Below are 1,275 nucleotides of genomic sequence, written 5' to 3'. Positions count from 1 at the left end.
CGGCCCACGAAGCTGCTCTTGCCGTTGTCGCCAGCGGCGGCCAGCTGCTCCACCTGGGCGCTGCCGCCCGTGGTGGCCGCTGCGTCAAAGCCCGTGCCGCGCACGGTGATGACCTTGATCTTGTCGCTGCTTTGCACCGTGGCAATGGCGTTGCCGGCGTAGATGGGGCGCTCGAAGGTGTCGGCGCTGTCCACCTTGGTGATGTCGCTGATCTGGGCCACGTCCAGCTTGGCGGCCACGCGCGGCGCGGCGTTCTTGCCGCTGGCGGTGGCGGGGAACAGGATGTGGCTGTAGTTCGAAGCAATCGCCAGCACTTGCGCTGCGATGTTCTCGGCCAGGCCGTCCTTCAGGCTGGCGCCATCGGCGTGGATGACCTTGGACACGCCAGCGATCTGGGCCGCAGCCTGCGCAGCGGCGCCGGCATTCTCGCCCGCCACCAGCACATGCACGTCGCCGCCGCAGGCCAGGGCCGCAGTGACGGTGTTGAGCGTGGCGCTCTTGATGGAAGCGTTGTCGTGTTCTGCAATAACGAGGGATGTCATGTCGCTGTCTTCCTTAGATCACTTTGGCTTCGTTCTTGAGCTTGCTGACCAGGGTCGCCACATCGGGCACCTTCACGCCAGCGCCGCGCTTGGCGGGCTCGGCCACCTTGAGCGTCTTCAGGCGCGGGGCGACATCGACGCCCAGCTCTTCAGGCTTGACCGTGTCCAGCTGCTTTTTCTTGGCCTTCATGATGTTGGGCAGCGTGACGTAGCGCGGCTCGTTCAGGCGCAGGTCGGTGGTGATGACGGCCGGCAGGCTCAGGGCCAGGGTTTCCAGGCCGCCGTCCACTTCACGCGTGACATTCACCTTGTCGCCAGCGACCTCGACCTTGGAGGCGAAGGTGGCTTGCGGCAGGTCGGCCAGGGCCGCCAGCATCTGGCCGGTCTGGTTGGCATCGTCGTCGATGGCCTGCTTGCCCAGGATGATCAGGCCGGGTTGTTCCTTGTCGACCAGGGCCTTGAGCAACTTGGCGACGGCCAGGGGCTGCAGCTCCTCGGTGGTCTCCACCAGGATGCCGCGGTCGGCACCGATGGCCATGGCCGTGCGCAGGGTTTCCTGGCACTGGGCCACGCCGCAGGAGACGGCGATGACTTCGGTGACCACGCCCTTTTCCTTGAGGCGAACGGCTTCTTCGACGGCGATTTCGTCAAAGGGGTTCATGCTCATCTTGACGTTGGCGATGTCCACGCCCGTGCCGTCCGACTTCACGCGGACCTTCACGTTGTAGTCCAC

General features: G+C 65.6%; 1 protein-coding gene and 1 pseudogene. Both read right to left on the bottom strand.

Features of this window, described 5'->3' with window-relative positions:
* A pseudogene (locus INR38_RS28555) lies at positions 1-542 on the bottom strand (electron transfer flavoprotein subunit alpha/FixB family protein); the annotation flags it as partial.
* A 13-nt stretch (positions 543-555) separates the two neighbouring features.
* Positions 556-1,275, bottom strand: a 720-nt coding sequence (locus INR38_RS28550; protein ID WP_242699237.1) for an electron transfer flavoprotein subunit beta/FixA family protein, incomplete at its 5' end; no start/stop codon positions are given.

Source organism: Delftia sp. SD018, assembly GCF_017355445.1.
Classification (GTDB): Bacteria; Pseudomonadota; Gammaproteobacteria; order Burkholderiales; family Burkholderiaceae_C; genus Comamonas; species Comamonas acidovorans.
This window is presented reverse-complemented; position numbering and strand designations above follow the sequence as displayed.